Below are 10,879 nucleotides of genomic sequence, written 5' to 3'. Positions count from 1 at the left end.
GCGGTTCGCAGCGCATCGGCCACCGGGCCGGTGAGTCCCTCGATGGTGGTGATGGATTTTCCCACCACGGTGCTCACGGGCGTGGAGCACGAGCGCACAGGTTCACCATCCACATGCACCGTGCACGCGCCGCACAACGCCATGCCGCAGCCGAAGCGGGTACCCGTCGCGCCCACGTCGTGTCGCAGCGCCCACAGCAACGGCGTGTCGGGCGCCACGCTTACCGGTACCGCCTCACCGTTGATGGTGAGCATCAGTGGCGGACTGCTTTGCTCGCTCATGATCGGGCCTCGCTCATCATTCCGAACGGCAGTGACCGCACGCGTGTGCCGGTGAGCGCGAACAGCGCATTCCCCACTGCCGGCGCGATCACGGGGACTACCGGTTCGCCCACCCCCGACGGCATCTGCGTGCTGGGCACAATGATGGTGGTAATGTCGGGGCACTCCGAGAGCCGCAAGGGCCGATAGTCGTTGAAGTTGTTCACGCGCGCGCGTCCGCCCTCGATGCGCACGTCACCGTGCAACGCCGCCGACAGGGCATACACCACCGAGCCTTCCACCTGCTGCCGTATCCCGCTGGGATTCACCGCCAACCCGCAGTCGATCGCCACGATCACGCGATGCACGCGCACGCGATTGTCGGTGCCGAGCGAGACGTCGGCCACGGCGGCGGCCAGCGAGCTGAAGCTCGAGTGGAACGCGAGCCCGCGTGCCTGCGGACGCCCGTCGGCCGTTGCCGGCAGTGGTGTGCTCCACGCGCTCTCCTTGGCCGCCGCCTCCAGCACGGCGCGCGCCCGCGGATGCTTCGCGAGCAACTGCAGCCGATACGGCAGGGGATTCACCTTCGCGTCGTGCGCGAGTTCGTCGAGGAACGACTCGAGGAAGAACGCCTGATGCGAGTGGCCCACCGATCGCCACGACCCCACGGGCACCGGCAGCTCCACGTCGGTGTGCGCCGAGCGCAGGGCGGGAAACTCATACGGCTGATCGAACAGCCCTTCGGCCGTGGTCTTGTCCGGCGCATACTCGGCGAAGACAATCGACAGGCGCTTGCTGAGCGCCTTGAACGGAGACTGCCCGGCTGATTCGGTGACGAGGCTGGTGACGGGCCCCTGCGCATCGAGCGAGGCGCGCAGTCGCGTCACCGCCGCCGGCCGATAGAAGTCGTGCTGCAGATCGTCTTCTCGGCTCCAGATGGTCTGTACGGCGACGCCCGGCATGGCCTTCGCGATCTCGGCGGCCTGTGCCACGTAGTCCACCTCGAGCCGGCGCCCGAAGCCCCCGCCGAGGGCGTACTGATGCAGCGTGACCTGCTCCTCGCTGAGGCCCAGCGTCGTCGCCACGGCGGTGCGCGCCGCACCGGCCACCTGCGTACTCGTCCACACCTCGGCGCGGTCCGCGTTCACCCGCACCGTGGTGTTCATGGGCTCCATGGTGGCGTGCGCGAGATACGGCGCCTCGTAGGTGGCGTCGAGGGTGCGTGCGCTCTTGCTCAGCACCTCCTGTGCATCACCGTAGCTGCGGAAGGGGAGACCCTCGTCGCCGCCGGCCGCCGTACGCAGCTGCTGCATGATGCCATCGCTGCTCAGGGACGCATGCGGGCTGGGGGTCCACTCGATGGTGAGCGACGCGAGCGCCTGCTTCGCCTGCCACCAGCTGTCGGCGATCACCGCCACGCCCGGTACATCGCCGAACGCGCTGCCACCGAGTTCCACCACCGCCCGCACGCCGTCGCGCGTGAGCACGCCGGACTTCTCTACCCGCTGCACAGCGCTGCCGAAGGTGGGGGCCATGACCACCGCGGCGTAGCGCATGCCGTCGAGGCGCACATCGCTCGCGTAGCGCGGAGTGCCGTTGATGGTGGCGGCGGTATCGAGCCGTGTGGTGGGTCGTCCGATGAGGCGGAAGTCCTTGGGGTCGCGCAGGGTGACATCGCCCACGCGCTGCGCAGCGGCGTCGTTCACCAGCGAACCGTAGCCGAACTGTTGGCGGCCGGCGTGCACAATGCCCGCTTCGGTGCGACACTCCGCCACTGGCACGTTCGCGCGGGCCGCGGCCGCGGCCACGAGCTGGGTGCGCGCGGTGGCGCCGGCAATCCGCGCCGTCTCCCACACATCGCGCACGCTCGACGAGCCGCCGGTCATCATGACCCCGACCTCGCGCATCGTCTTGGCGGTGAGCCAGCGCATGGCGCGCACGCCCGGGTTGCCGTCGAGATCTTCGTGGAAGGGCAATCCGTCGACGATGGCGGCGATGTTGTTGTAGATCGTGTCGACGCCGCTGTGGACCACCTGCACCTGGCTCCAGTCGCAGTCGAGCTCCTCGGCAACGAGCATCGCCAGCGCCGTATGGATGCCCTGACCCATCTCGGCCTTGGGTGACATTACGACCACCCGGCCATCGGCGCCCACGGCCAGCCAGCCGTTGAGCGGGATGGCGCTGCCGCCCGGGTCCGGGGTGTGCGAAGGGCGCAGCCGCTGACGCGGCGGGGTGAGTGACCAGCCCACGAACAGCGTGCCGGCGGCTCCGAGCCCTGCCAAGAGGAAGGTGCGGCGTCTCATATTATCAAGATGCCATGCCGCCGACGGTAGCGGCAACGCTCGAATCCTCTCGCCCCTCGCCGCCATGTTCCGCGTTCGTCCCCGCCAGTTCGCCGCGTCCGTGCTCTCCTCGCTGTTGCTGACGGCGTGCGCCCAGGACGGCCAGACCAAGGTTGCCGAGCAGAAGGTGGCCGAAGCGGCAGCGAAGATCGCCCGCGCCACGCGCTCGCTCGGCCCCGGCGACCTGCAGATGCTGAGCCTCGATCGCACGGTGGCCATCGAAGTGGCGGGCGACTCGGCGCACATCTTCATGGCCAACAGCCAGATCAGCGTGCCGGTGACCTACATCGAGAACGTGAAGTTCGCCGACAACCGTCTGCGCTTCGACATCAAGGGGTTCGGCATGAAGGTGTTCGAAGTGGGCGACGGGACCGAGGGCGCCCGATTCTCCACCGAGGACGCCATCGCGTTCGTGCAGACGGTGGTGTCGCGTCAGAACGCGCTGGAGAAGCAGCCATGACCATGATGCGAGTGGCGCGGGTGATGGTGTGGTCGGGTGCGTCCGTGCTGGCGATCGCCTGCGGGAGCGGAGACAAGGCGGAGCCGTCGTCGTCGAGCGTGGAGACCAACTCGAAGGAGAACGGCGTGCGTGTGGCCACCGGCGCCAACGACTCGCTCAACCTCGCCGACGCCGACGTGCGCATCAACAGCACCGATGGCGCCATCACGCTGGCCGTGCTGCGCGACAGCGTGGTGATGCAGCTCAGCGACAGCGTGCGCGCCAAGGTGAAGCAGGAGATGGACAGCAGCATGCGCTCCGCCGGTGGTGACGGTGGCGTGGGCGCCGCCATCGCCAACGTGGTGGGGAGCGCCGTGAGCGCGGCGGTGAACACGGCCATGGGTATCGCGGTGCACGCGCCGGCGAGCGCGGTCACCGACCTGCGCTACGAGAATGGTCGTCTGCACTTCAAGGTGAAGGGCGACAACATCAACATCAGTTCGAGCGGCAAGGGGAACGACAAGGATGGCGCGATGTTCGCCGAAGCCGATGCGCGCCGATTCATTGAAGCCGTGGAAAAGGCCAGGACGCGCAAGACGGCGATGTAACTGTTGCTGTAACGGCTGTTGCTCAGCGGTGGCTCGTGTACCGTACGATTGGTTTACGAGCTGCAGCTGAGCATAGAGCAGCCGGCCTTGTGTCTCGCCCACTCAGGGCGACGCAACGCATACTGCGCATGCTGCGGCTGTTCGGTGTACGGATCGCGTAGCACTTCCAGCAGCGTGCGTACCACCGAAGGGTCGCCGGCGGTGGCGGCATCGATGGCCTGCTGCGCCACATAATTGCGCAGCACGAACCACGGGTTCACCGCGTGCATCGCCGCGCGTCGTTCGGCGAATGGCCGGCCGTGTTCGCGCACACAGGCGTGCCACTGCTGCAGCCACGCGTCGAGCGCGGTGGACTGCGCATCGCGCTTGTTGTCGTCGTAGAACACGTCGCCCAACAGTGTCATGGCCGGCTGGGCCGGCAGTTCGTCGGGGAGTTCGCCGAGGGCGCGGAAGAAGTTGGTGTAATCCATCTCCGCGTCGTACATGAGGCGGAATGCCTCGCGGATGATCGTCTGCTCCCGCTCCCCGCGCTGCACGAAGCCGAACTTCGCGGCGTTCATCGCCTCGTACTCGGCGATGTACACGGCGGAGAAGCGGTCGATGCCCCCTTGTAGCGGTGCTTCATCGGCAAAGAGCGGCGCGATGGCGTCGGCGAGCCGCACGAGATTCCACTGCGCAATGGCGGGCTGCTGTCCAAAGCGATAGCGGCGGCCCTGGGCGTCGGTGGTGTTGGGGGTCCAGTGCGGATCGAAGTTGTCGATCCATCCGTACGGCCCGTAGTCGATGGTGAGGCCGAGGATGGACATGTTGTCGGTGTTCATCACGCCGTGCACGAAGCCCACGCGCATCCAGTGCACGATGAGTTGCGCGGTGCGTTCGCACACCTCGGCGTACCAGGTGGCGCGCCGTTCGTCGTCGTTGATGATGTGGGTGAGATGCGGGAAGTCGCGGGCGATGGTGAAGTCCACCAGCTGCGCGAGGAGGGCGAGATCATTGCGCGCCGCGAGAATCTCGAAGTTGCCGAAGCGGATGAAGCTCGGGGCCACACGGCACACGATGGCGCCGGGTTCTTCCTGCGCGTTGCCGTTGTAGAACATGTCGCGCACTACGGCGTCACCGGTGGTGACCAGGCTGAGCGCGCGCGTGGTGGGCACACCCAGGTGATGCATGGCTTCGCTGCAGAGGAACTCGCGGATGCTCGAGCGCAGCACGGCGCGTCCGTCGGCGGTACGCGAGTAGGGCGTGGGGCCGGCGCCCTTGAGCTGCAGCTCCCACCGTTCGCCACGCGCATTGAGTGCTTCCCCCAGCGTGATGGCGCGCCCGTCGCCGAGCTGACCGGCCCAGTTGCCGAACTGGTGGCCGCCATAGCAGGCCGCGTACGGTTCCATCCCCGGGAGCAAGGCGTTGCCGCCAAACGTTTGGGCAAAGGCGGGCGACTGGACGAATTGCGGGGGGAGTCCCACCAGCTCCGCCACGTCGGACGCATGGGCCAGCAGTTGCGGCCCCGACACCGGTGTGGGGAGCACGGTACTCCAGGCGGCGTGCAGCACTTGTCTTCGCCGATTGGAGCGGTCAGGATCCCCCGGCAGCTCGCGCACGAAGCGGTTGTCGAACGTGACGTCCGGTGCGTCGCCGACGATGGGCGTGGTGGTGTTCGTCGAAGTGTTCACTCTCGAAACTTAGGGCACGGTCCAACATGGCACGGTCGAACAAGGCGATGTTCCGGTGGCAGCGGGTCTCGGCGGCGGCGCAGGCCGCCACGACGTTGGGGTTACTGACGGTGCTGGCCGCGTGCGGCGGGGAGAAGCCCGCGTCGGCGGGGACGCCTTCGGACAGTGTGGTGACGGTGCCCGCCGTGCCTACCGTGACGGTGGCGGCGGTGGCGCCCAACTCCTATGCGGGGACGCTTCCGTGCGGCGATTGTGCCGGCGTCGCGACCACGGTGGCGCTGTTCGCCGACACCACCTTCCGGTTGCGCGAGGCGTACGAGGGGAAGGGCGGCGCGCCGGTGGTGAGCATGGGGCGCTGGACGCACGACGGGGCCACGCTCACGCTCGACGGACTGGGTCGCACCCTGAAGTTCGCCGTGACGGGGGAGGACACGCTGACGTTGCTCGACCCGACCGGCAAGCCGATGAGCGGCAGTGCGCCGGTAACGCTGGTGCGGGCCGACAGCATGGAGTCGCTCCGCGACACGGCGCCGTATACCGGCACCTTCAGCTACATGGCCGACGCGCCGACTTTCCGTGAGTGCGGCAGCGGGCAGACGTACACTGTGCTCATGAGCGGCGCCTACAAGACCGTGGAGAAGGCGTACACGGCGGCCAAGCTTCCCGCCGGCAGCGGGCAGCAGGTGGAAGTGACGGCGCGCTTCAAGCCGCGCCCGGACACGATGGAAGGCCCCAAGGAACGCGACGTGATCGAGCTCGTGAAGTACGTGGGGCCGGCGGCGAATCCTGATTGCCGGTAACGGCGAGGCGCCTTCAACGCCGGGAACTCACAGGGCTCCCCGACGCTATTACCCATATGAGCGACAAGACCTATACCAAGCCCGATGCGGAGCAGCTCAAGAGTGCGCTGACTCCTGAACAGTTCGCGGTGACGCAGCAGTGCGGGACCGAACCGCCGTTCCGGAACGCGTACTGGGACAATCATGACGCCGGTCTGTACGTGGACGTGGTGAGCGGCGAACCGCTGTTCGCGAGCGTGCACAAGTTCGACAGTGGCACGGGGTGGCCGAGCTTCACGCGCCCCGTGGCGCCGAACGTGACGGAAGTGGAAGACCGGTCGTACGGCATGCGCCGCGTGGAAGTGCGCAGCCGGCACGGCGACTCGCATCTGGGGCATGTGTTCCCCGACGGCCCGCGGGCCGAGGGTGGCCTGCGTTACTGCATCAACTCGGCGAGCTTGCGTTTCATTCCCGTGGCCGAGCTGGAGCAGGCCGGGTACGCGGAGTTCTTGCCGCTCTTCGAGACGGGCGCACCGCATGACTGAGCGGCAGACGGAAGTCGCGATTCTCGCCGGCGGGTGCTTCTGGGGGATGGAGGAGCTCATCCGCGCCATCCCCGGGGTGCTCGACACCGACGTGGGGTATACGGGCGGCTGGCTGGAGCATCCCACGTACCACGACACGCACGACAGCAAGAGCGGGCACGCCGAGAGTGTGCGGGTGGTGTTCGACCCCACGGTACTGGGGTACGATGTGCTGCTGCGCGACTGGTTCTTCCGCATGCACGACCCCACGACGCTCAACCGGCAGGGGAACGACAGCGGCACGCAGTACCGCAGCGCGATCTTCTACACGACGCCGGAGCAGCAGGAGATCGCCGAGCGCGTGAAGCTGGAGATGCAGGCGAGCGGGCTGTGGAGCCGGCCGATCACGACGGAGATCGCGCCGGAGGCAACGTGGTGGACAGCGGAAGGGTACCACCAGGACTACCTGCAGAAGAATCCGGGTGGGTACACGTGCCACTGGATGCGCTAGGCGGTTGAACTACGCGCGATCGACTACGCGTTGGCGACTACGCGCTGGCGCCTACGCGTTGGAAAGAACGCGTTGGTACCTACGCGTGGGGACGCGGGCGACTACGCTCGCAAATACGGGCGCCCGCCTCGGCCTTCGGCCGTGGGCGGGCGCTTCGTTTTTGCCTGCGTGGTTGCCTGCGTGGTTGCCCGCGTGGTTGCCTGCGTGGCTGCCTGCGTGGGAGCCCGCGTAGGAGCGTAGTCGCCCGCGTGTTCGCCCGCGCCCCTCAGCGTTCGTGCCAACGCGTTTTTTCCAACGCGTGGGCGCCAACGCGTAGTCGCCAACGCGTCCTCGATCGCGCGTAGTACCACCCCCCCGACTCGCCCCTCGGCGCGACCGCTTCCCATTCTCCGCCGCCCAAGCTGGCGCGAGCGTGGTTGCCGATGCCACACACGGCGCCGCATGTTGGAGGGCCTCCATCCCTCCATTATGCGACCGTACCCACTCCTCGCTGGTCTCCTCGCCGCCGGCCCGCTGGCCGCCCAGCCCGCCCTCACCACCGGTACCCCGGTTTCCGGTACCGTGTCCGCCAAGGACACCGCCCGTTTCACCCTGCGCGCCGACTCGGCGTCCGTGGTGCGCATCAAGGTCGATCAGCAGCCCGGCAACGTGGCGGTGCGGCTGATGGGCCCCAAGAACACCGTCATCGGGGCGGTGAACGCCACCAGCGCCGGCTACGAGGAGCTGCACCTCGTTACGCGCGAAAGCGGTACGCACCAACTGCAGGTCACGGCCGGGGATTCCACCGGCGGGGCGTTCCGTGTGTCGCTGCTGATGAACGAGAAATTCGCGGCCGATCCCAAGCGCCACACCGACCAGCTGCTCGCCCCGTGGAATCGCCCCGACGGCCCAGGCGCGGCGGTGGCCGTGTGGCGCGGCGGCAAGACGGTGTTCGCCAAGGCGTACGGCATGGCCAACCTCGGCTACGACATTCCGTTCACGGTGAGCACGCCCACCAACATCGGCTCCACCTCCAAGCAGTTCACGGCGTTCGCGGTGATGCTGCTGGTGGAGGAGGGCAAGCTGTCGCTCGACGACGATGTGCGAAAGCACATCCCCGAGCTCAAGGACTTCGGGCAGACGGTCACCGTGCGCAATCTCATCACGCACACCACCGGCTATCGCGAACTGTACAACTCGCTGGTACTCACGGGGCGTCGCATCGACGAAAGCGACTACGTGGGGCGTGAGGAGTACATTCCGCTCGTGCAGCGTCAGCCCGCGCTGCAGAACGCGCCGGGCGCGGAGTTCAACTACAACAACACCGCCTTCGGGCTCGCGGCCATGATCGTCTCGCGTGTGTCGAAGATGCCCTTCGACGAATTCATGGCGAAGCGCGTATTCGGTCCGGTGGGCATGACGCACACGCGGGTGCGCGCCGATGTGCGCGTGCCGGTGAAGGGGGCCACGGTTGGCTACTCGCGCAGTGACAAGGGCGTGTGGCGCGACCTCGGTGACCTGGGCGGCTCCATGGGCGCCGGTGGCATCTACACCACGCTTGGCGACCTGCAACTGTGGGCCCAGCATCTCGCTAACCCCAAAGTCGGCACCAAGGCCAGCATCGCGCAGATGATGACGCCGTTCACGCTCAAGGACGGCAAGAGCACGAGCTACGGCTTCGGCTTGTTCGTGGATACGCAGAACGGGCAGAAGCGTGTGCAGCACGGCGGCGCCGACGTGTCGCACCGGTCCATGCTCGCCCTGTATCCCGATCTCGACGCCGGCATCACGGTGCAGAGCAACGATGGCGCCTTCGACAGCAGCATCGCGTTCCGGCTCGCCGAAGTGTTCTTCCCCGAACTGGCTCCCAAGAAGGCTGCCAGCACGGCGGCGTTCGACGCCAGCAAGTACGACGTAAAGAAATTCGACGAATTTGCCGGCCAGTACCCGCTCGACGCCGCGCCGGCGTTCGTGCTCACCTTCTCGCGCAGCGGTGACACGCTGTTCACGCAGGCCACGGGGCAGCAGAAGATCCGCATGGTGCCCACCTCCGACAGCTCCTTCGCGCTGCAGGGCGTGGTGGCCTCGGTGGAGTTCGTGCGTGACGCCGCCAAGAAGGTGACCGCTGCCATCCTCGTGCAGAACGGCGCCCGTCAGCGCGCGACGCGCCAAGCGGCCACGGCGGCCGCTGCCGCGTGGACGCCGTCGGCGGCCGATCTCACCGCCATGTCGGGACGCTACTTCAGTGACGAGCTGGAGACGTTCTGGGAGTTCGTGGTGGTCAACGGCAAACTCGTGGCGCGGCAGCGTCGCAGTGCCGACATGACGCTTTCCCCCACCGCCAAGGACACCTTCAACGGCGGCGCCATCACGGTGCAACTCGAGCGCGACCGCATCGGTCAGGTGATCGGGTTCTACGTGAACGTGGCCCGTTCGCGCGACATCCGCTTCGAGCGCGTTCGCTGATTTCATCGTCCCACCCTCTCCCGCCTTCCCCATGATCCGTCACGCCACCCGACTGACGGCGTTGGCCGCCCTCGCGGTCCCTGCGCTGCTGCACGCCCAACGCGCCAGCAGCCGCCCAGGGAGTCCCAGCGCCTCCCCCACCTCCGCGTCCCCCTCGCTTGTCGCGAGTGAGTTCGACGCCCTCCACTTCCGCAGCATCGGCCCCGCCACCATGTCGGGGCGCATCGCCGACGTCGCGGTGTTCGAGAACAACCCGAGCATCTACTACGTCGGCACCGCGCACGGCGGTGTGTGGAAGACGGTGAACAACGGTACCACGTTCACGCCGCTCTTCCAGAACGAAGGGCTCATCGCCATCGGTGATGTGGCCGTGTCGCAAGTGAACCCCGACGTAGTGTGGGCGGGTGCCGGCGAAAGCAACAACCGCCAGAGTACGTCGTGGGGCGGTGGGCTCTACAAGAGCACCGACGGTGGCAAGACCTTCGCGCTGGTGGGGCTTCCCAACAGCAAGCACATCAACCGCATCGTCATTCACCCCACCAACGAGAACATCGTCCTGGTGGCGGCCACGGGCCCGCTCTTCGGCCCCGGTGGTGATCGCGGCATCTACAAGACCACCGACGGCGGTCTCTCGTGGAAGCAGGTGCTCAAGGGCGACGACGACACCGGCGCGAACGATATCGCGCTGTCGCCGAGTGATCCGAACGTGATGTTCGCGAGCATGTACCAGCGCCGTCGCACGGCCTGCTGCATGAACGGTGGTGGCCCCGGCAGCGCGCTCTACAAGAGCACCAACGGCGGTGACACGTGGACGAAGGTCACCGGCACCGGTTTCCCCACCGGTTCGCTCGGCCGCATCGCGGTGGACGTGTTCCGTCAGAGCGCCAACATCGTGTACGCCACGGTGGAAGCGCCCACGATCTCGCGCCCCGGCGCCGGAGGTGCCGCGGCGGCCCCGCAGCCTGAGGGCATGACCAACGCCCCGGCCGGCAGTGCGTCGGGCGCCACGGGGGTGTATCGCTCGCTCGACGGCGGCGCCACGTGGAGCAAGATGAGCGCGACGAACCCGCGCCCCATGTACTTCTCCAACTTGCGCGTGGACCCGGTGAACCCCGATCGCGTGTACATGGGCGGTGTGGGTCTGCACATGACCGTGGACGGCGGCAAGAACTGGGAAACCGACGCCGCACTCGTGATTCACGACGACATTCACGCCATCTGGGTGAACCCGAAGAACCCCGATCACGTGCTGATTGGCGGTGACGGTGGTCTGGGCGTGAGCTACGACCTGAGCCGCAGCT

Annotated in this window: 10 protein-coding genes; 7 read left to right on the top strand and 3 right to left on the bottom strand. The window is 67.5% G+C overall.

The features are described from left to right. Positions 1-281 (bottom strand): (2Fe-2S)-binding protein (locus ACIQ6O_RS07695; RefSeq protein ID WP_396207194.1); only part of this gene is annotated, 281 nt, incomplete at its 3' end. Then, positions 278-2,563: a molybdopterin cofactor-binding domain-containing protein gene (locus ACIQ6O_RS07690; protein ID WP_396207193.1), complete on the bottom strand. Its 2,286-nt coding sequence runs from the start codon at positions 2,561-2,563 to the stop codon at positions 278-280. The genes ACIQ6O_RS07695 and ACIQ6O_RS07690, both read right to left, overlap by 4 nt. 64 nt (positions 2,564-2,627) lie before the next feature. On the opposite strand from ACIQ6O_RS07690, the gene ACIQ6O_RS07685 reads away from it, so the two are divergent. Both ACIQ6O_RS07685 and ACIQ6O_RS07680 read left to right on the top strand, forming a co-directional pair. Next, positions 2,628-3,062, top strand: coding sequence for a hypothetical protein (locus tag ACIQ6O_RS07685; protein WP_396207192.1), 435 nt, complete (start codon positions 2,628-2,630; stop codon positions 3,060-3,062). Further along, positions 3,059-3,649 carry a hypothetical protein gene (locus ACIQ6O_RS07680; RefSeq protein WP_396207191.1) on the top strand — a complete coding sequence of 197 codons (591 nt, stop codon included), beginning with the start codon at positions 3,059-3,061 and terminating at the stop codon, positions 3,647-3,649. The genes ACIQ6O_RS07685 and ACIQ6O_RS07680 overlap by 4 nt, the downstream gene beginning before the upstream one ends. Before the next feature lie 53 nt (positions 3,650-3,702). Here ACIQ6O_RS07680 and ACIQ6O_RS07675 read toward each other — a convergent pair whose 3' ends face one another. Then, positions 3,703-5,289, bottom strand: a complete 1,587-nt coding sequence (locus ACIQ6O_RS07675) for a YdiU family protein (RefSeq protein ID WP_396207195.1) — start codon at positions 5,287-5,289, stop codon at positions 3,703-3,705. A 56-nt stretch (positions 5,290-5,345) separates the two neighbouring features. Between ACIQ6O_RS07675 and ACIQ6O_RS07670 the strand changes: the two genes are divergently transcribed. From ACIQ6O_RS07670 to ACIQ6O_RS07650, 5 genes are all read left to right on the top strand, one after another. Next, positions 5,346-6,119, top strand: coding sequence for a copper resistance protein NlpE N-terminal domain-containing protein (locus ACIQ6O_RS07670; RefSeq protein ID WP_396207190.1), 774 nt, complete (start codon positions 5,346-5,348; stop codon positions 6,117-6,119). Positions 6,120-6,175: 56 nt separating this feature from the next. Beyond that, a complete protein-coding gene (gene msrB / locus ACIQ6O_RS07665; RefSeq protein WP_396207189.1) occupies positions 6,176-6,643 on the top strand; it encodes a peptide-methionine (R)-S-oxide reductase MsrB in 468 nt (155 codons plus the stop codon). Next, positions 6,636-7,133 (top strand): peptide-methionine (S)-S-oxide reductase MsrA, encoded by a 498-nt coding sequence (gene msrA / locus ACIQ6O_RS07660; protein ID WP_396207188.1) that lies wholly within the window; start codon positions 6,636-6,638, stop codon positions 7,131-7,133. Before msrB ends, msrA begins: the two co-directional genes overlap by 8 nt. A gap of 468 nt (positions 7,134-7,601) precedes the next feature. Continuing rightward, positions 7,602-9,578: a serine hydrolase domain-containing protein gene (locus ACIQ6O_RS07655; protein WP_396207187.1), complete on the top strand. Its 1,977-nt coding sequence runs from the start codon at positions 7,602-7,604 to the stop codon at positions 9,576-9,578. 31 nt (positions 9,579-9,609) lie between these two features. Beyond that, positions 9,610-10,879 (top strand): WD40/YVTN/BNR-like repeat-containing protein (locus tag ACIQ6O_RS07650; protein ID WP_396207186.1); only part of this gene is annotated, 1,270 nt, incomplete at its 3' end.

Source organism: Gemmatimonas sp. (assembly GCF_044345575.1).
Taxonomy (GTDB): domain Bacteria; phylum Gemmatimonadota; class Gemmatimonadetes; order Gemmatimonadales; family Gemmatimonadaceae; genus Gemmatimonas.
Note: the sequence above shows the minus strand (reverse complement) of the source record. Positions and strands in the feature narration are given on the sequence as shown.

Excerpts from the sequence above, each read along its gene's own strand:
- ACIQ6O_RS07690 (WP_396207193.1), bottom strand. The coding sequence starts at position 2,563 with ATGAGACGCCGCACCTTCCTCTTGGCAGGGCTCGGAGCCGCCGGCACG.
- msrA (WP_396207188.1), top strand. The coding sequence starts at position 6,636 with ATGACTGAGCGGCAGACGGAAGTCGCGATTCTCGCCGGCGGGTGCTTC.
- ACIQ6O_RS07670 (WP_396207190.1), top strand. The coding sequence starts at position 5,346 with ATGGCACGGTCGAACAAGGCGATGTTCCGGTGGCAGCGGGTCTCGGCG.
- ACIQ6O_RS07680 (WP_396207191.1), top strand. The coding sequence starts at position 3,059 with ATGACCATGATGCGAGTGGCGCGGGTGATGGTGTGGTCGGGTGCGTCC.
- ACIQ6O_RS07655 (WP_396207187.1), top strand. The coding sequence starts at position 7,602 with ATGCGACCGTACCCACTCCTCGCTGGTCTCCTCGCCGCCGGCCCGCTG.
- ACIQ6O_RS07685 (WP_396207192.1), top strand. The coding sequence starts at position 2,628 with ATGTTCCGCGTTCGTCCCCGCCAGTTCGCCGCGTCCGTGCTCTCCTCG.
- msrB (WP_396207189.1), top strand. The coding sequence starts at position 6,176 with ATGAGCGACAAGACCTATACCAAGCCCGATGCGGAGCAGCTCAAGAGT.